We start from the raw sequence: 19,239 nt of genomic DNA, 5'->3' as shown, positions 1-19,239 counted from the left end.
GAACTGTTATTTTCCTGATTTATAGTTTTCTTAATCTATTATCCTGATGTATTTTTCAAATATATAGGATAGATTGGTTTTTAACCAGTTTATGCCGGCAATATCACGATATTTCCAAGCACTCAATAGAATTTGTTCATCGAATAAATTTTCAGCTTCATGGGATAATGGCCAATAGCTGATATGCCACGGTTCATAAGCTACACCTGCATCGTGGCGCGTAAAGGGACGGTAGAAATCATAGTGAGACATGTTTTCTGTCAGCCAGTGGGTTAATGGTTCAAAGTACCCGCCGTTTTCATACTCCCACGGCTCTAGCTGCAATTTTTTACCTTCTGGTAGCAGAAAGGGATCGTAAATATCCAGCTCCGTACCCCAATGATGACGGCTTGCTCCTGGCAGAGCTGACCAGCGGAGAATAGCTTCACAACGTTCCCCTTCATCCATTTTCGAGATATCAAGAGGCTGGCTATTCTCATCTAATACTGGACGCTGACCACGGAATTTCTCATTCCAGATAGTTTGCTGGCGTGTGAAATCGCGGAACGAACTGGCAGGTTGTAGCTTAAAACCTGCTTTGGCAGCTTCTTTCTGCATGGCAAGAAACGCTTTGGTGGCATTAAACTGCAAACGGTGATTGCCGGTAAGAGTGATCAGGTGATCAGTGGACAGGCCGGTCAAAGCTTCAGGTGTCATCATTTGATTAATTGCTCCATGATACGTTGATAAATCAGGCTCAATTCTTGTAAATCAGTTACCTTGACACATTCATTGGTTTTATGGATGGTGGCATTAATTGGCCCCAATTCCACGACCTGAGCCCCCATCTTAGCAATAAAACGTCCATCTGATGTACCGCCACTGGTTGATAGCTCTGGTTTATATCCACAATAGTGCTCAATAGATTCAACTACAGTGTCAACAAGAATCCCCTTGCAGGTGAGGAAAGGCTGGCCTGATAACCACCAGTCAATCTCATATTTTAGATGATGCTTTTTCAGCATATCTTCAACCTGTTGGCGGATCTCGCTATCTGTCAGTTCAGTGCTGAAACGGAAATTAAATTGCACCCACAATTTACCAGGAATAATGTTATTACTGCCGGTTCCCGCCTGAATATTGGCGATTTGCATACTTGTAGCAGGGAAAAATTCATTGCCGTTATCCCACTGAGTATTGATGAGTTCTTGCAGAAAAGGCATTGAACGATGGATAGGGTTATCTGCCAACTGTGGATAAGCAACATGTCCTTGGGTGCCAAAGCTAGTTAAGCTGGCAGTTAGCGATCCTCGTCGTCCGTTTTTGATCATATCCCCAAGGCATTTCTGGCTGGATGGCTCTCCCACCAGGCAATAATCCAAACGTTCATGGCGGGACATTAACTCTTCAACCACCTTAACTGTACCATTGGTGGCTTTAGCCTCTTCGTCGGAGGTGATCAGAAAAGCCAGACGGCCTTTGTGCTCAGGATTTTCTGCGACAAAACGTTCAGCGGCAACAACCATTGCAGCCAGAGAGCCTTTCATATCTGCGGCACCACGGCCATACAGCATTCCGTCACGAATAGAGGGTTCGAAAGGCGGAGTTTGCCATTGTGAGATATCGCCGGCAGGAACGACATCGGTGTGCCCAGCAAGGGCAAAAGTGACTCCGGTTCCACGATAAGCCCAGAAGTTCTCGGTATCGCCAAAAGGCATTCGTTCTATTGTAAAACCAATGTCTTGCAGGCGCTGGATAAGCAGTTCCTGACAACCTTGATCATCTGGGCTGATAGAAGGACGTTTGATTAACTGCTGAGCAAGGTCAATTACCGGACAAGCCATGATACTCTCCTCATCTAGTCATGCGAGAAAAATTGTTGATATTGTTCTGCCTTGAAACCGAGTAAATACTTTTCTATCCCCTCGCTTTTTGAACTTTCTGAGCCTGAGACCAATAGAGGGCGTTTTATGATTGAAGGGTGCTCCAGCATGAGTGCCTTGGCCGCGTCTGCATTGTTAATAGCTGCTTTTTGCTCGTCGGGTAATTTGCGCCACGTTGTGCCACGGGTATTCAGGAGAGATTCCCAGCCAACGTGTTCAATAAATGATTGAAGTAGCTCAGGGGAGAGACCATCAACCCGATAATCATGGAATTGATAAGGTATTTCTTGATCTTCTAACCAACGACGCGCTTTTTTTATGGTATCGCAGTTTTTGATACCGTAGAGAATGGATATTTTGTGAGAAAGGGTATCTGGATGAAAAGGGGTATTTGACATGATGAGTGCCTTAGTTTTGTCTTGTTCAACATATCCGACATAATGCGGGAAACTGGCTATTTTATCCAGATAACGTATTTTTGCGCAGACTTTCTGTCTGCTTTTTCCTGGCATTGAAGTTACGGATGTTTAAATTATCGACAAAAACAGATTATCTTCATTTAAAGTAATAAATTTATAGATAATATCCTTATTTATTATATGTAAAATTAATTTATTCCTAATTAATTTATAATTCTTGATAACCCACAATTTCCCCATTGATAAAAATGAGGGAAATTGTGTTTCGTATTGGGGCGTTAAGCAACAAGCCAATGTTAAATGAACTCTGTTTTTCTGTGTTTTAGGTAGATGATAGTGGCTTCGAGACGGGAACGTGATTTAAGTTTTTTCAATAAGTTACGGGTGTGAACTTTCACCGTTTCTTCTGAAATAAAAAGGAAATGAGCAATTTCTTTATTTGTCATCCCTTCTGCAATTTCTTTTAAAACATCTAACTCACGTTTGGTTAATTTTGATAATGGATCAACATAAAGATGGCGAGTGGATAAATATTGATGGATTTTTTCACTGAACACTGCATGACCATCTATGGCTTTTTTTATGTTGTTCAATAGAGAGGTAAGCTCGATATCTTTTAATAAATAACCATTCGCACCGGCATCAACTGCATCGTAAATATCACTTCTGTGATCTGAATCGGAAAGTACCAGTATATAGGAATCAAGCCCTTTGCGGCGGAGAGATTTAATCGTATCAATCCCTGAAAGACCATTGATTTTCAAATCTATCAGAATAATGTCAGGTTTTATTTGGCAAGCGATATTAATTGCGTCTTCGCCATTGCCAGTTTCGGCAGTCACAATGAGTTCTCGTTCTAATTCAATCAACCCTTTTAAGCCGTGACGAATGATAGGATGATCATCAACTATCATGACGGAATGATTATGCATATTCTTTCTCCCATATAGAAATGCAGATTTATGTTTAATAAAACATAAAAGACAGGTTTCTGCTTTATGTTAAATCGCTGTGTGATTTTTATGGAGTATATTGAATCATCGTTAATGAGATTCTGAAAATATATCCTGATATAAAAATAGAAATGGCGCAAACAGGTTTAACCACTCAGATGAAATGAAATTCACTTTCATAAGAAAATGTGTTTCCTTAATTGCTAATAATTTTCCAAATAAATTTGGATGAATATTTTATAGATTAAGTTTTGTTTTTGTAAACTTATTTTAAATGTTAATTTTAAAATCCATCTTTAATTAATTTATCAGGTTATTAATTTGAGATGAAATACCCCTATGTGGGTATCATTAAGATAATATCTATATAATATTGATTAACGTAACGTCATCATTTGTTTGTTTTTTGCACCTTGATTTTAAAGATTATGAACAAAATGTTGCTGACATCATGATTTAACCTTCCGTAACTATTATACTGAAACGGTTTTCACTAAGACATGACGCGTAAAGGATCTGATGATGGATGAAAAATTAAAACAAAGCGCTCTTGATTTTCATGAGTTCCCACAACCTGGAAAAATTACGGTTACACCAACCAAACCCCTGACAACGCAACGTGATTTGGCATTGGCATACTCACCGGGTGTTGCTGCACCTTGTCTTGAAATAGCAGAAGATCCTTTGGCAGCTTATAAATATACTGCACGTGGCAATCTTGTTGCGGTTATCTCTAACGGCAGCGCTGTCTTAGGGTTGGGTAATATCGGTGCATTAGCCGGTAAACCTGTTATGGAAGGGAAGGGCGTTTTATTTAAGAAATTCTCTGGTATTGATGTTTTTGACATCGAAGTGGATGAATCCAATCCTGATAAATTGATTGATATCATCGCAGCGCTGGAACCCACTTTTGGTGGTATCAACCTTGAAGATATTAAAGCACCAGAGTGTTTCTACATTGAGCAGAAACTCCGTGAGCGCATGAAAATTCCTGTATTCCACGATGATCAACATGGTACAGCCATTATCTGTACCGCAGCCGTGCTGAATGGATTGCGGGTAGTTAATAAAGACATTGGCAAGGTGCGCATGGTGGTATCGGGAGCTGGAGCTGCCTCAATTGCTTGTATGAACCTGCTGGTAGCATTGGGTTTGAAACGTGAAAATATTGTCGTCTGTGACTCAAAAGGGGTTATTTATCGTGGTCGCGAAGAGAGCATGGAAAAGACCAAGGCGGATTATGCTATTGAAGATAATGGCAGCCGTACATTGGCAGATGTGATCCCTGATGCTGATATTTTCCTTGGTTGTTCTGGGCCAGGCGTATTGACACAAGACATGGTAAAAACCATGGCAAAAAATCCGCTCATTATGGCATTAGCCAATCCAGAGCCAGAGATTTTGCCACCATTGGCAAAAGCAGTACGTCCTGATGCAATTATTTGTACTGGTCGTTCTGATTTCCCTAATCAGGTGAATAACGTTCTTTGCTTCCCGTTTATTTTCCGTGGCGCATTGGATGTTGGGGCTACAACCATCAATGAAGAAATGAAACTTGCCTGTGTGCATGCCATTGCTGATCTTGCACTGGCTGAGCAAAGTCAGGAAGTTGCTTCTGCCTATGGCGATCAAGACTTGTTCTTTGGCCCTGATTACATCATTCCAAAACCGTTTGATCCTCGCTTGATTGTAAAAATTGCACCGGCGGTAGCGAAAGCGGCGATGGAATCAGGTGTGGCAACCCGACCTATTACCGATTTCGGGGCATATATTGAGAAACTCAATGAGTTTGTCTATAAGACCAACTTATTTATGAAACCAATCTTTTCCCAAGCCAAAAAAGAGAAGAAACGGATTGTATTGGCAGAAGGGGAAGATGTTCGTGTACTACATGCGACACAAGAACTTGTCTCCCTTGGGCTGGCATTCCCTGTCCTGATTGGTCGCCCTGGCGTCATTGAAATGCGGATTAAAAAACAGGGGCTGCATATTGAAGCGGGTAAAGATTTTGAAGTGGTGAACAATGAAAATGATCCACGTTTCAAAGAATATTGGCAAGAATATTATCAAATGATGAAGCGCCGTGGTGTTTCGCAAGAGCAAGCACGTCGGGCAGTGATTGGTAATCCAACGCTGATAGGTACAATCATGGTGCACCGTGGTGAAGCAGATGGCCTGATTTGTGGCACTGTTGGCAGCTACAGTGAACATTATCAGGTCGTGAAAGATGTCTTTGGTTTCCGTCAGGGAGTGCATACTGCAGGTGCCATGAACGCTTTGATGTTACCGACGGGAAATACGTTCATTGCCGATACTTATGTTAATGAAGATCCAAGCCCAGAAGAGTTGGCAGAAATCACGCTGATGGCGGCTGAAACTGTTCGCCGTTTTGGTATTGAACCTAAAGTAGCCTTGCTATCACGCTCAAGTTTTGGCTCTTCTGATTGTGACTCTGCGCAAAAAATGCGTAAGACATTGGCATTGGTTCAGCACATGGCACCATCGCTTGAAATTGATGGTGAAATGCACGGTGATGCTGCGCTGGTGGAAAGTATCCGTCGCGATATCATGCCGGATAGCCCGTTGAAAGGCTCAGCAAACCTGTTAATTATGCCGAGTATGGAAGCGGCTCGTATCAGCTATAACTTGCTGCGTGTGACCAGTTCAGAGGGTGTAACTGTTGGCCCAGTTTTGATGGGGGTTGCAAAGCCCGTTCATATCCTGACACCGATTGCTTCTGTACGTCGTATCGTGAATATGGTGGCATTGGCGGCTGTTGAAGCACAAACAGATCCACTATAAAAATAACTCCCCACTCTAATCGTAAATTTGGGATAAATCGGTGAACTACCCTGTTAGGCTTATGCCTGGCAGGGTTTTTAAATTTGTAAATAATTCTCATTATCTATAGTATGCGGGCAATTTTTCTTTTGATGATTACTTTTTTAATGACTAACAGTTATGCAAACATCTACCCGTATAAAATCGACTTTTTTAACCAGTTCTCTCCTGCTTGGCGGTTGTTTTCTCGCAGGTTGTACCGCAGCTCTAAACAACGCTCAAAATAGCTCTCAGGTAGTGCAGCAAACTCTCCCTGGCGAGTTGATGCGATCTGGTGCGGTGCTTGATATGACAACAGGCAAAGCGATCACGCCAGATCAACTGCTGGAGCTATTGGCAAATTACCCTCGTGTCATTGTTGGTGAAAAACATGACAATCCTTACCATCACCAAATCGAGTTATGGTTAGTTCAGCAACTTGGACAAAAGCGTCCCCAGGGTGCCGTATTACTGGAAATGATTAACCCAAACCAGCAAGAAAAAGTGAATAAGGTGAAAAGCTGGTTGCAAGGTGATCCGATCGTCAGGGAAGAGCGGATTCAGAATTTATTGGCATGGCAACAGGGCTGGCCGTGGAAATGGTATGGTGATTTAGTTATGCAACTGATGAGAGCACCTTATCCTCTGTTGGCAGCAAATTTGGATCGCAGCGAAATTGAACAAGCGTATAAAAATCATGATGTAGAAGATAAAAATTCACTGGTTTCTGATGAGGTCAAAAAGCTGATTGAAGCCACAATTAAAAATTCCCATGGCGGAAATATAGAGCCACAACTTCTTTCTGGCATGACTAAGATTCAGCAAATGCGGGATCAACGGATGGCCGAGCAGCTAATTAAGGCTCCATCACCTGCCTTACTGTTTGCCGGAGGATATCACGCGGTAAAAGCCATGGGGGTTCCTCAGCATGTCAAAAAAATAGCGCCAAATGAAAAAATAGCCGTCTTTGTCATCGCGGAAGAGGGCGTTTCGTTAGATAGCGAATATGCTGATTTTGTCTGGTTTACACCCAAAGTAAGCGAAAATATAACTAAATAATAGTAGGTATCACAAGGAAGTGACTAATTAACAAATAAAAATAGTTTTCATTTATATATTGAATTGATTATCATTCATCTCCATTTATTATTGACATAATGTGCTATAAGAAATGTTGACGTACACCACGTATCAAAATGCTCACTCTGGTCATGTGACAAAATCCTTTCTCGCTGCGATCACACTTCATGCCTTGTTCGTAGGATGGCTGGTCTACAAACCAAAGGATGTGGATCTTGAGGAGCTTCTTCCTCCGCCGGCGGTGATGGTGGAACTGTCAACGCAGACAGAAGCGCTACAAAAAATACAAAAACAGCCAATTGGCATTGAGCAGCAGCTATCTGTTGCCAGTCAGCAGCAGGAGAGCAAAGTTGACGAAATTAACATGCCAAAATTGGATGTAAATGAAAATGCCTTACTTTTGGTGGATAAGCAGAAGAAAAAAAAGAAAGAACAAGATGCACCGAAGAAAACTCAGCCTGTTAAGCGAGTGAAAGCAAAAGAGCAAGAAAGTGAAAAATCCCAAAGTAGTGCTGCGCCAACAACCAGTAATACGACGGCCGACAATGTGACCGCTCGTACCGCTGCCTCCTATGAAAGCAATTCTGATGCCATTGCCGATGCCAAAGCCGTTTGGCAGGCAGAAGTAGCCGGACATTTAAACCGCTATAAAAAATATCCAGAAGATGCCCAGAGAAGAAGACGAATAGGGCGTCCGATGGTGAAATTTACGGTTAACCCATTGGGTGTCGTAATTAACAGTGAACTCACTCGACGTTCAGGAACTAACTCACTGGACAGGGAAGCAAGGATGGTGTTGGAAAGGGCACAGCCTTTACCTAAGCCACCTGAAGTTGTTTTAACTAATGGTAGTGTTACGGTTGAACTGCCGATAGATTTTTATTTATCTCAATAAAAATATAGGGTTGATGGCATGTCACAGCATAAGGCGGCGTTTTCATCAGATACGAAAAGGTCGAATAAAGAAAAGGTAGTTTGCAGTAATACGATATGCAGTAAGGCAGTGCGCGGTAAAAGAGTAATGCTTGGCTTGTTGCTCAGTGGCAGTTTATTGAGCCACAGTTTTGCGACTACTGCAATGGAGGAAAATATGGTGCCACCTATGGCCACAAAACAGCCGCATAAAATGGAACTCCACGGAGATGTGCGTGTTGATAACTATTATTGGTTGCGCGATGACAACCGTCAGGATAAAAACGTCATTGATTACTTAACGGCTGAGAATCAATACGCCGAGCAGATGCTGAAATCAGGTGAGGAGTTGCGCGAAACTCTCTATAAAGAAATGGCTGATAGAATGAACAAAGAGGATCAGTCTGTTCCTTATACCTATAATGGGTATATTTATCGTACTGTTTATGAGGCAGGAAAAGATTTTCCAATCTACCAGCGCAAGCCCGTCGATAATTCAACCGATTGGCAGGTCATGGTTGACGGTAATGAGCGGGCAAAAGGCAATAAGTTTTATCAACTTGGTGGTTTTGCGGTTTCATTGGATAATAAGCGCATCGCAGTGGCAGAGGATACCCAAGGGCGTCGTAACTACAAGATCTCATTTAAAAATTTCAGTGATACCGATTGGCAAAATAATGTCATAGAAAATACTTCTGGCAACATTGTGTGGGCAAATGATGGCGAGACGCTGTTTTATGTGCGTAGAGATCCACAAACGTTGCTGCCTTATCAGTTATTCCGTCACCAATATGGCACTGATAGCCAACAAGATAAAAAGATCTATCAAGAGGAAGATGAACGCTTCTATCTGTCGATTTCAGAGAGTACTTCACTTGATTATATTTTGATTTCGAGTACCAGTTACACGAGTTCAGAATATCGATTGATTGATGCTAACAATCCACAATCAGAGCCGCAGGTTTTTTCTGCTCGTCAAGCCGAGCGTGAATATGATTTAGACCATTTCCGTGGGCAATTTTATATCCGCTCTAATCACGAAAACCCATTATTTGGCTTATATCGGACAGATACCATTAATAAACCTTGGGAAACCGTGATTGCTCCACAGGAAAATACCGATCTGGAAAATTTTGCTCTGTTCAACGATTGGTTGATTGTACAGGAACGCACGAAAGGATTGTCGTCGATCCGCCAGATTGATTGGAAAACCCAGCAGGAAAAACGGGTTCAATTCGATGATCCGGCATATATGGCATCATTGGGTTACAACCCAGAGCCCGATACCCATTTCTTGCGCTATAGCTATTCATCGATGACCACACCAAGTTCAGTATTCCAGTGGAATATGCAAACAGGTGAGGGTGAGTTGTTGAAGCAACAGGCAGTAAAAGGATTCAACAAAGAAAACTATGAAAGCCAGCGCATCTGGGTAAAAGCTCGTGATGGCGTGGAAGTCCCTGTTTCTCTGGTATACCACAAGTCTTTGTTCAAAAAGGGTGAGAACCCGATCCTGATTTATGGTTATGGTTCTTACGGCATCAGCATGGACCCTTATTTTAGTTCTGCCTTGCTGAGTTTGCTGGATCGTGGTTTTGTCTATGCCTTGGTGCATGTCCGTGGTGGTGGTGATTTGGGCAAAAATTGGTACTTGCAGGGTAAACTCAAAAATAAGATAAACAGTTTCCACGATTTTATTGATGCGACCAAAACCTTGATTGCAGATGGGTATGGTAATAGCAAGCGCGTTTATGCCGAAGGTGGCAGCGCGGGTGGTTTATTAATGGGTACGGTCATTAATCAGGCGCCAGAATTATACCGTGGTGTGATTGCAAAAGTGCCTTTTGTGGATGTTTTGACAACTATGCTTGATGCCTCTATTCCATTAACAACGGGTGAATATGAAGAGTGGGGTAATCCAAATAATAAAGAAGATTACTTCCGTATTAAATCCTATAGCCCTTATGACAATATTCAATATCAACGTTATCCTCATTTGTTAGTTACGACAGGTTTGCATGATTCCCAAGTGCAATATTGGGAACCAGCAAAGTGGATAGCGAAATTAAGGGAAATGAAACAGGGCAACAGTCTGTTATTGTTAGAGACTAATATGGATACGGGGCATGGTGGAAAACCAGGGCGTTTTAATCGCCTGAATGATATTGCCTTTGATTATAGTTTCTTATTAATGTTAGATGACGCTAAAACCTATTTTCCAGAATTAAAAGATTAATAAAAAATAGCTGATTATCACTCAGGGTGCTGATAGTTTTATCAGCGTCTTGGGTGTTTTATTGCACAAATTTGTGAAGCAATGTGAGTGGTAATAAATATTCTTCAATATTAGGATAATATATTAATGAAAACTGTGGCAAAAATAGCTGGAGCCAGCGCAATGCTGATTGGGCTTCAGGGCATCGCTTATGCTGAAAATGGCAATGACGATAAAAAAGAGAAAGTCATACGATTCAGCAGCCTGAAAGTTTCAGGCTCCCAGGATAATCATAATTCTCCTCAGATTGAGGCCATGGAAAAACCAGGGGCTTATAGCTCTGTGGGGGAAGATCATAAATTAGAATCCGTAGATAGCATATTGCGTAGCTTGCCAGGTACTTATACCCAGATGGATGCAAGTCAGGGGCAAGGGGTCGTGAGTGTTAATATCCGTGGTTTAAGTGGCTTCGGCCGCGTTAATATGATGGTGGATGGTGTCAGCCAGACCTTTTATGGTACGGTACCGAATGAATTTGCACATGGAGGCCAGCCTTATAATCAGTTTGGTGCTTTGATTGATCCCAATTTTATTGTTCGGGTTGACATTGCCCGAGGGCAAACTGATGACGCTGACTCTATTAATGCCTTAGTTGGAAGTGCTAATTTCCGTACTATCGGTGTTGATGATGTCATATTCGAAGGTAATAATCTGGGAGTTCGGACTAAATGGACATATGGTAACAATGGTATCGGTCGAAGTGGCATGATGGCTGTTGCAGGAAAAACACAGGCATTCAGTTCGGAAGGTTCTTTAGGTGCCTTATTCGCTTTCAGTGGGCATAATATTGAATCTCATTATCGAAATGCGGATGGTATCAGTAGTGAAGAGTTTGGTACCAGAAAGACATTTAAACAAAAGCCAAATTCTCAATTGATGAAGCTCAATATTAAACCCAATGATTTTCATGATCTGGAATTAAGTGGCCGTTTTTACCATAATAAATTTAACAGTCGTCATGTTGATAATAATGATTATTATTTGAAATATCATTACACACCATTTAGTGAATTGGTCGATACCAACATTTTGCTTAGTAAGGCAAATGGAGATCAACGTTTCCTGGATAATAAATTAAGTGGTTTGGGTAAAAGTGAATCGCATAATAAATCTAAATCTATTGATGTTAGAAACACGAGTAGATTTAATTATGTTGATACTGATTTTGCATTTACTCTTGGTAGTAAATTGATGCGTACTAAATATAATAAGAAAACAGGTATAGATCTGGCTGAGGGATATAAATCCACAGAAGAAAATAATTCCTTTGCTCCAAGTGGTGAGCAAAATATTGCCAGTATTTACACTAGGTTGAAAATTGAACGTGGCATTTATACCGCTAATCTGGGGTTAAATTATTTGGATTATAGTATTAAAGGATTCAAACCAGCCTGCGAAGAACGTGTAGAGTGTTTCCCACAAGGGGAGGCGCAATTAAACCTAAAAGAGCGTGGATTTAATCCAAATATCTTATTATCGGCAGAAATCATCCCTGAATTTCAACCGTTTATAAGTTATACCCACTCAATGCGAGCACCAAATGCTCAGGAAATTTTTCATTCCAATGACGGTGGTACTTCTATTAATCCATTCCTGAAAGGTGAAAAAGCGGATACCTATCAAATTGGATTTAATAGCTATCGTCCGAATTTAATTGTCGATGGGGATACATTTCGCTTAAAAGCAACGTTATTCCATACCAAAATTAAAAATTACATGAGTAGTGATCAGTATATGCTTTGTACTGGAAAGAAACTGTGTAAACTTGATGGAAAATTGACCGCCGAAGAAGAGGGTTCACTTAACCCGAATGTTAGCGCTTATATCTATACCAATAGCCTGAAACCAGTAACTATGAAAGGTTATGAGATTTCTGCTAATTATGATGCGGGTATGTTCTATAGTTCATTGGCATATAGCCAACAGAAAACACAGCAACCGACATCATTAACGACCCATTATATGGGAGCAAGCCCGGAATCTCAATTACCAGAACGCTATTTGACATTAGATACAGGTGTTCGTTTCCTGGATGAAAAACTTCGGATAGGAACTATTATAAAATATACAGGGCAATCTTATCATCAGAGTCCTGGAGATGAACGGGATGATAATAATAAAATCATAATGGAAAAATCAGATAAAATTCCAACAATAATTGATTTGTATAGCGATTATCAGATTAATAAAAATTTATTGATTAAATTCTCTGTGCAGAATTTAACTAACCGAAGCTATTCTGACGCATTGAACCGTATGAATACGTCACCTATGATGGCGGATCAAGATACTAAAACGCAAACTGCTCGTGGCAGAACCTATGTTATGGGTGCAGAAATTCGCTTCTAATTTCTCTAATGGAAAATAGCGTTTAAATAACCCTATAACGATAGCGGTGAAAATTCACCGCTATCTTATTAAATCTACTTTAATTTCTTTCTCTTATTGACTTTTGTAACCTGCGTTACCTGACTCTCAACCCAGCCATCCTGCAACCGCGTTTTCAGCCTGTCACCTGCTTTTACTTGATCAACCTGCCTTAGCAACTTTCCATCAGGAGCTTCGCTAATACTATAACCACGACTCAACGTTGCCAGTGGGCTAACAGCCTCCATGCGCGAACAGGAAATGGCAAATTTTTCCCGATAATGCCCTAATTGCCGTTCAATGGACTGTCTCAAACGAAAGTCAAGTTGCTGGATAGATTGGTTATAACGCTGAATTTCCCGCTCAGGATGGATTTGCAACAATCGCTGATTCAACTTCTCATATGAAACTGAGCGCTGTTTTAGGTAACGTAAAAAACTATCAATCAACTTTTGCCGTAACTCAGCTAAATGATTCTGCTGACGCGCCAATTGCAAATCAGGACGTTGCTGCTGGAGGCGGTGCTGCAATACATTAAATCTCTGTTGTTTTTGAGCAAAGAAATAATCCATTGCCATTTCCAGGCGTTGTTGCAGGGATTGTATTTGTCGTAATAACTCTATTTGATTGCGGCTAACTAACTCTGCTGCCGCAGAAGGCGTCGGTGCGCGTAAATCAGCGACAAAATCCGCAATGGTGACATCGGTTTCATGGCCGACAGCACTAACAATGGGAATATGGCTTTGGAATATTGCCCGTGCCACTTGTTCATCATTGAAACACCACAAATCTTCCAAAGATCCTCCACCACGTCCGACAATCAAAACGTCGCACTCTTGTCGCGCATTTGCCAGTTCAATTGCCTGAATAATCTGTAATGGCGCTTCGGCTCCCTGAACAGCTGTGGGATAAATGACAATTGGTAAGGAAGGATCACGGCGTTTCAGGATATGCAGAATATCATGCAGTGCTGCGCCGCTGGTGGAAGTGATGACACCGAGTTGTTTTGCAGGAGAGGGGAGTGATTTTTTATGAATTTGATCGAACAAGCCTTCGGTGGAAAGATTTTGCTTTAACATTTCAAACTGTTGTTGAAGCAAACCATCTCCGGCAGGCTGGATACTTTCTACAATCAGTTGATAATCACCCCTGGGCTCATACAAGGTGATTTGTGCCCGAACCAATACTTGCTGACCATTTTGTGGCCGAAACGTTGCCCTCAAATTGTGACTGCGAAACATGGCAGCACGAACTTGTGCTCGCTCATCTTTTAACGTGAAGTACCAATGCCCTGACGATGGCTGAGAAAAATTGGATATTTCGGCGGATAACCAAATTCTGCCCATTTCCAGCTCAAGTAACTGACGAACAGTCTGATTTAAACGGCTAACAGAAAAAATTCCGGTATTGGTTGGTAGTGACATGTGAGCTAGATCAAACTTCAAAACAATGACTTAATTGACTGATATTAATCCCATCATATTACTAATCAAGAATTTTTTTTAAAAAATGCTGGAGGCAACCGATTTCGGCCTGTATAATGCCGCGGCAATATTTTATCCCTCTTATTGCTCCATAGCCTGGTGAGATATTGCCCATGTTACGAATTAAAAAAGAAGCATTAACTTTTGACGATGTATTGTTGGTTCCTGCCCACTCAACAGTCTTGCCTAACACAGCAGATTTGTCCACTCAATTAACTTCCACTATTCGCCTGAACATACCTATGCTTTCCGCAGCCATGGATACTGTGACGGAATTTTCACTGGCAATCGCACTGGCACAAGAAGGGGGCATCGGCTTCATTCATAAGAATATGTCGATTGAACGCCAGGCTGAAGAAGTCAGCCGCGTGAAGAAACATGAGAGTGGCGTGGTAACTGATCCTGTCACTGTCACGCCACAAACGACCTTGCGCGAAGTCCATGCACTGGCCGAACGTAATGGTTTTGCAGGTTACCCAGTGGTAACAGGAAAGAACGAACTGGTAGGTATCATTACGGGTCGTGATGTGCGCTTTGTTACTGATCTGGAACAACCTGTGACTGCGGTGATGACGCCTAAAGAACGTTTGGTGACGGTAAAAGAAGGCGAAGCCCGTGAAGTTGTTTTGCAGAAAATGCACGAACAACGTGTTGAAAAAGCGCTGGTTGTTGATGATAACTTTCACTTGCTTGGCTTGATTACGGTGAAAGATTTCCAGAAAGCAGAGCGTAAACCAAACGCATGTAAAGACGAGCAAGGCCGTCTGCGTGTTGGCGCTGCGGTGGGAGCAGGTTCTGGCAACGAAGAACGTATTGATGCATTGGTTGCTGCGGGGGTCGATGTACTGCTGATTGACTCTTCCCATGGCCATTCTGAAGGTGTGTTGCAGCGTATCCGTGAAACTCGCGCTAAGTATCCTGATCTGCCAATCATCGGCGGTAACGTAGCGACGGGTGAAGGTGCTAAAGCACTGGTAAAAGCGGGTGTGAATGCAGTTAAAGTGGGTATCGGTCCTGGATCTATTTGTACAACCCGTATCGTTACTGGTGTTGGTGTTCCTCAAATCACGGCTATTGCAGATGCAGTTGAGGCACTGAATGGCACTGGTATTCCTGTTATTGCAGACGGTGGTATCCGTTTCTCTGGTGACATTGCTAAAGCAATTGCGGCGGGTGCATCATGTGTGATGGTTGGCTCCATGCTGGCAGGAACAGAAGAATCTCCGGGTGAAATCGAACTTTACCAAGGCCGTTCGTTCAAATCTTATCGCGGCATGGGTTCTTTGGGCGCGATGTCCAAAGGTTCTTCTGACCGTTACTTCCAATCTGATAATGCAGCTGACAAACTGGTTCCTGAAGGTATCGAAGGTCGTGTGGCTTACAAGGGCCTGCTGAAAACCATCGTTCACCAGCAAATGGGCGGTTTGCGTTCCTGTATGGGGCTGACTGGTTGTGCAACCATTGATGAACTGAGAACTAAAGCTGAATTCGTTCGTATCAGTGGTGCAGGTATTCAAGAAAGCCACGTTCATGATGTGACTATCACCAAAGAATCACCAAACTATCGTTTAGGTCTGTAATCTTATTTAGAGTGGCCCATTATTGGGCCCCTGACTTTTTTTATCTTTTATTGCCACTTGTTTTTGGAATTCACCTCAAATGACAACTAATATCCATCAGCATCGCATTCTTATCCTTGATTTTGGCTCGCAATATACCCAGCTTATTGCTCGCCGTATTCGTGAAATCGGTGTTTATTGTGAACTTTGGACATGGAATGTCACTGAAGCACAAATCCGTGAATTTAATCCGAATGGTATTATCCTTTCTGGTGGACCAGAAAGTACGACTGAGCACAATAGCCCACGTGCGCCGGAGTATGTTTTTAATGCAGGCGTACCTGTGCTGGGTATCTGCTATGGTATGCAAACCATGTCTATGCAATTGGGCGGCCAGGTTTCCAACTCTGATGAGCGTGAATTTGGTTATGCACAGGTTGAAATCAAGAATAATTGCGAACTATTCCGCGATATTCAAGATGGCCTGAGTGAAACGGGCAAACCTCTGCTGGATGTATGGATGAGTCATGGTGATAAAGTGACGGCGATCCCTGCTGACTTTACAATCATTGCCAGCACTGATACTTGCCCGTTTGCTATCATGGCTAACGAAGAAAAACGCTTTTATGGCGTGCAGTTCCACCCAGAAGTGACTCATACTCACCAAGGCTTGAATATCCTGAAACGCTTTGTTCTGGATATTTGTCAATGTGAAGCGCTGTGGACTCCTGCTTCGATCATCGACGATATCGTAGAACGTCTGCGTACGCAGATTGGTGATGATCATGTTATTTTGGCTCTGTCTGGCGGTGTAGATTCCTCAGTTACCGCATTGCTGTTAAACCGTGCGATTGGTAAGCGTCTGACTTGCGTTTTCGTCGATAATGGCTTGCTGCGTTTGAACGAAGCGGAGCAGGTGATGGAAATGTTTGCAGGTAAATTTGACCTGAACATCGTACATGTTAAAGCGGAAGACCGCTTCCTGTCTGCACTGGCAGGCATTGATGAGCCAGAAGCTAAACGTAAAACCATCGGTCACGTATTTATTGATGTGTTTGATGAAGAAGCATCGAAACAAACTCAGATTAAGTGGTTAGCACAGGGCACGATTTACCCAGATGTTATCGAGTCAGCCGCATCTGCAACTGGCAACGCCCATGTGATTAAATCTCACCACAATGTCGGTGGCTTACCAGAAGATATGAAACTGGGTCTGGTTGAACCGCTGAAAGAGTTGTTCAAAGACGAAGTACGTCGTATCGGCCTGGAATTGGGCCTGCCATATGACATGCTGTATCGTCATCCATTCCCAGGTCCGGGCCTTGGTGTTCGCGTATTGGGCGAAGTGAAGAAAGAATATTGTGACTTGCTGCGTCGTGCTGATGCTATCTTTATTGAAGAACTGCATAAAGCGGATCTGTACCATAAAGTCAGCCAGGCATTTACCGTGTTCCTGCCAGTGCGTTCTGTTGGTGTTATGGGTGATGGCCGTAAATATGACTGGGTTGTTTCTCTGCGTGCGGTAGAAACCATTGACTTTATGACCGCTCATTGGGCGCATCTGCCATATGACTTCTTGGGTCGTGTCTCGAACAGAATCATTAATGAAGTTGATGGTATTTCGCGGGTAGTCTATGACATCAGCGGTAAACCACCAGCGACAATTGAGTGGGAATGATTTAGAGCCTCACCAAGCCTCACCAAATCATGATGATTTTATATTTAAGGCCCTGATTTCAGGGTCTTTTCATATCCAAACCTCACCAAGCCTCACCGTATCAGCATGTGATTATTGACGGTATTTTTGACGGTATCGTAATATACTTTATAGTATCATGCTTAAAATACCGTCAGGTTTTTTTGTGAAATTGACGGTATCAGATCGATAAAAAGGATACTGTTATGCTGACAGATACGAAGCTAAAAAATCTCAAACCTACCGATAAATTATACAAGATTTCTGACCGTGATGGACTCTATGTAGCCGTTACAAAAGCAGGCACAGTCTCGTTTCGTTACGATTACCGAATTAACGGGCGACGCGAAACTGTTACGCTTGGGAAATATGGCGCTGACGGTATTGCGTTAGCAGAAGCTCGGAAAAGATTAGTTGAAGCAAAAAAAATGATTTCCGATGGCTTATCTCCATCCACAATAAAGAAAAACGAAAAAAAACTATCTAATAAATCAAATACATTTTCTGCATACGCTGAACTCTATTTTAAGAATATTAAACTTGCTGATAGCACTAGAAAGATGAAGATGTCGGTATTAGAAAGAGAAATCATGACGGTATTAGGACGGTATTTAATGACAGAAATAAATACCGTCATGGTCAGGGATTTATGTGAGAAGATTAAATCGAGAGGAGCCAGAGCTACTGCACTGCAAGCAAGGGAAATAATACAGTCAGTTTATAATTTTGCCATATCTCGCGGAGAAACATTTCAAAACCCAGCGGCAAATATTCGAGCCTCATCTATTGCGACTTTTGAGGAGAGGACCAGAACATTATCCCAGAAAGAAATTGGGTTTTTTTTGAATGCGCTGGATGAAATAGGGGCAATGCCAACTGTAAAAGCAGCTTTACGCTTGGTCTTTCTGACTTTAGTAAGAAAAAGTGAATTGATTAAAGCCGAGTGGGACGAAATTGATTTTGCTGGAAGCGTATGGACTATTCCAGAAGGAAGAATGAAGGCTCGCCGCCCGCATAACGTATATCTATCAACGCAGGCATTAGATTTATTTATCGCATTAAAAACATTTTCCGGTGCGTCAGAATTCGTGTTGCCGTTACGCTATGAGTTGCGGCGCCACATGTCTAACGCAACATTAAATAATGCAATAAGTACAGTTATCATTCATATTAATAAAAAAGGGCATGCATTTGAACATTTCACTGTTCATGACATCCGCCGGACAGGGTCAACCTTATTACATGAGTTGGGGTTTAACACTGATTGGATTGAAAAAAGCCTTGCTCATGAACAGAGTGGAGTGAGAGCGGTGTATAATAAGGCTGAATATGCCGTACAGCGAGCCGATATGCTGCAACAGTGGGCTAACATGCTTGACTCTTGGAAGGCAGCATACCATCTCTAAGCATGTTATATGTAGTCCCTGTTGATGGCTCAAGTTCATATTCTCTAGCTTGTTCTTTGACGGCAACCATCCATTCTTCCACTTCTGCTTCATCCCATACAACTTTTTTGGATACTAGAGGGAAGCGAGCCGGAAATAATCCGGCTTTCTCCAGTCGATCTACCTGAGTCATTGATAGCTTGGTTTTCTTAACCAGTTCTTTTTTGTCTAAGAAATTCATTTCATCTCCTGTTGAATCATCCGCACATAATACGCCAGCACTGATTTAGCGCTAAATCGCATATGGTTGAGTGGTTTAAATTTGGGGGTGTATTTATCGAGAATTGCGGTTACTGCGATATCGTCGTATTTGGGCAGGGCGGTTAATTCTTTCAGGCAATCCCTCGCCACCTTCCTCCGTGCGTTC

General features: G+C 42.2%; 15 protein-coding genes. 8 read left to right on the top strand and 7 right to left on the bottom strand.

The window, feature by feature from the left end:
- Positions 1–30 precede the first annotated feature (30 nt).
- From Xets_RS18030 to Xets_RS18015, 4 genes are all read right to left on the bottom strand, one after another.
- Positions 31–699 (bottom strand): M15 family metallopeptidase, encoded by a 669-nt coding sequence (locus Xets_RS18030; protein WP_099131345.1) that lies wholly within the window; start codon positions 697–699, stop codon positions 31–33.
- Complete coding sequence (dapE, locus tag Xets_RS18025) at positions 696–1,823, bottom strand: succinyl-diaminopimelate desuccinylase (protein WP_187652263.1); 1,128 nt, start codon at positions 1,821–1,823, stop codon at positions 696–698. The genes Xets_RS18030 and dapE overlap by 4 nt, the downstream gene beginning before the upstream one ends.
- A 14-nt stretch (positions 1,824–1,837) precedes the next feature.
- Positions 1,838–2,260 (bottom strand): ArsC family reductase, encoded by a 423-nt coding sequence (locus tag Xets_RS18020; RefSeq protein ID WP_187652262.1) that lies wholly within the window; start codon positions 2,258–2,260, stop codon positions 1,838–1,840.
- Positions 2,261–2,577: 317 nt separating this feature from the next.
- A complete protein-coding gene (locus Xets_RS18015) occupies positions 2,578–3,213 on the bottom strand; it encodes a response regulator (protein WP_099131343.1) in 636 nt (211 codons plus the stop codon).
- Between the two features lie 543 nt (positions 3,214–3,756).
- On the opposite strand from Xets_RS18015, the gene maeB reads away from it, so the two are divergent.
- From maeB to Xets_RS17990, 5 genes are all read left to right on the top strand, one after another.
- Positions 3,757–6,036 carry an NADP-dependent oxaloacetate-decarboxylating malate dehydrogenase gene (gene maeB, locus Xets_RS18010; protein ID WP_099131342.1) on the top strand — a complete coding sequence of 760 codons (2,280 nt, stop codon included), beginning with the start codon at positions 3,757–3,759 and terminating at the stop codon, positions 6,034–6,036.
- A 159-nt stretch (positions 6,037–6,195) separates the two neighbouring features.
- Complete coding sequence (locus Xets_RS18005; RefSeq protein ID WP_099131341.1) at positions 6,196–7,113, top strand: ChaN family lipoprotein; 918 nt, start codon at positions 6,196–6,198, stop codon at positions 7,111–7,113.
- A gap of 112 nt (positions 7,114–7,225) precedes the next feature.
- Complete coding sequence (locus Xets_RS18000) at positions 7,226–8,029, top strand: energy transducer TonB (protein ID WP_099131340.1); 804 nt, start codon at positions 7,226–7,228, stop codon at positions 8,027–8,029.
- A gap of 183 nt (positions 8,030–8,212) precedes the next feature.
- Positions 8,213–10,282 (top strand): S9 family peptidase, encoded by a 2,070-nt coding sequence (locus Xets_RS17995; RefSeq protein WP_244208762.1) that lies wholly within the window; start codon positions 8,213–8,215, stop codon positions 10,280–10,282.
- Positions 10,283–10,408: 126 nt separating this feature from the next.
- Entirely contained in the window at positions 10,409–12,670 is a 2,262-nt protein-coding gene (locus Xets_RS17990; RefSeq protein WP_187652260.1) for a TonB-dependent receptor domain-containing protein, read from the top strand.
- Positions 12,671–12,744: 74 nt separating this feature from the next.
- Here the strand turns inward: Xets_RS17990 and xseA are convergent, their stop codons facing one another.
- Positions 12,745–14,112, bottom strand: a complete 1,368-nt coding sequence (xseA, locus tag Xets_RS17985) for an exodeoxyribonuclease VII large subunit (protein WP_099131338.1) — start codon at positions 14,110–14,112, stop codon at positions 12,745–12,747.
- A 173-nt stretch (positions 14,113–14,285) separates the two neighbouring features.
- Between xseA and guaB the strand changes: the two genes are divergently transcribed.
- The 3 genes from guaB to Xets_RS17970 all read left to right on the top strand — a co-directional run bounded on the left by guaB (position 14,286) and on the right by Xets_RS17970 (position 18,833).
- A complete protein-coding gene (gene guaB, locus Xets_RS17980; protein WP_099131337.1) occupies positions 14,286–15,752 on the top strand; it encodes an IMP dehydrogenase in 1,467 nt (488 codons plus the stop codon).
- Positions 15,753–15,831: 79 nt separating this feature from the next.
- The gene (guaA, locus tag Xets_RS17975) at positions 15,832–17,409 is read left to right on the top strand and encodes a glutamine-hydrolyzing GMP synthase (RefSeq protein ID WP_099131336.1); all 1,578 of its coding nucleotides are present in this window, start codon (positions 15,832–15,834) and stop codon (positions 17,407–17,409) included.
- 224 nt (positions 17,410–17,633) lie between these two features.
- Positions 17,634–18,833, top strand: coding sequence for a site-specific integrase (locus tag Xets_RS17970; protein ID WP_187652259.1), 1,200 nt, complete (start codon positions 17,634–17,636; stop codon positions 18,831–18,833).
- Here Xets_RS17970 and Xets_RS17965 read toward each other — a convergent pair.
- Together Xets_RS17965 and Xets_RS22635 are read right to left on the bottom strand one after the other, a co-directional pair.
- Entirely contained in the window at positions 18,793–19,053 is a 261-nt protein-coding gene (locus Xets_RS17965; RefSeq protein WP_187652258.1) for an AlpA family transcriptional regulator, read from the bottom strand. The genes Xets_RS17970 and Xets_RS17965 overlap by 41 nt on opposite strands.
- A partial coding sequence (locus tag Xets_RS22635) for a hypothetical protein (protein ID WP_222941647.1) occupies positions 19,050–19,239 on the bottom strand: 190 nt, incomplete at its 5' end. The genes Xets_RS17965 and Xets_RS22635, both read right to left, overlap by 4 nt.

Origin of the sequence: Xenorhabdus sp. TS4, assembly GCF_014467265.1 — a bacterium.
Lineage (GTDB): Bacteria > Pseudomonadota > Gammaproteobacteria > Enterobacterales > Enterobacteriaceae > Xenorhabdus > Xenorhabdus ehlersii.
Note: the sequence above shows the minus strand (reverse complement) of the source record. Positions and strands in the feature narration are given on the sequence as shown.